The following is a 652-nucleotide window of genomic DNA, read 5'->3' on the forward strand; positions in this document are numbered from 1 at the left end:
TCTATCGACTTCCCGACCGCGGCGACGTACACGTTCACCGCCCAGGCCGACGACGGCATCCGGGTGTACATCGACGACACGGTCCTCATCGACCAATGGCGGGACCAGGAGGCCACCTTCACCGCGAGCCGGGCGCTCACCGCCGGCGCACACACGGTCCGCGTGGAGTTCTACGACGCAGCCGGGGAAGCGGTCGCGAAGGTCAACTGGGTGGCTGCCACGACGCCACCGCCGCCCCCACCCCCGCCCGGAGGCACGTGCGCGGCCGGGCAGTACACGGCGGAGTTCTTCGCCAACAAGACCCTGACCGGGACGGCCCCTGCCAAGACCTGCGAGGCCGGTCCGATGCTAAACAAGGACTGGGCCCTGACGGCACCGGCGACCGGGATCCCGGCCGACAACTGGTCCGCCCGGTTCACCGGCTCGATCGACTTCCCGACGGCGACGACCTACACGTTCACCGCGCAGGCCGACGACGGCATCCGGGTGTACATCGACGGCACGGTCCTCATCGACCAGTGGCGTGACCAGGAGGCCACCTTCACCGCGACCCGGGCGCTCACCGCCGGCACCCACACGGTCCGCGTCGAGTTCTACGACGCCTACCAGGAGGCGGTCGCGAAGGTCAGCTGGGTGGGAGCCCCGCCGCCAC

The 652-nt window shown here is 70.4% G+C and carries 1 protein-coding gene; it reads left to right on the forward strand.

Annotated elements, in window-relative coordinates:
* Positions 1-652 (forward strand): PA14 domain-containing protein (locus E4P40_RS27805; protein ID WP_209305566.1); only part of this gene is annotated, 652 nt, incomplete at both ends.

It is taken from the genome of Blastococcus sp. CT_GayMR20 (genome assembly GCF_004570345.1).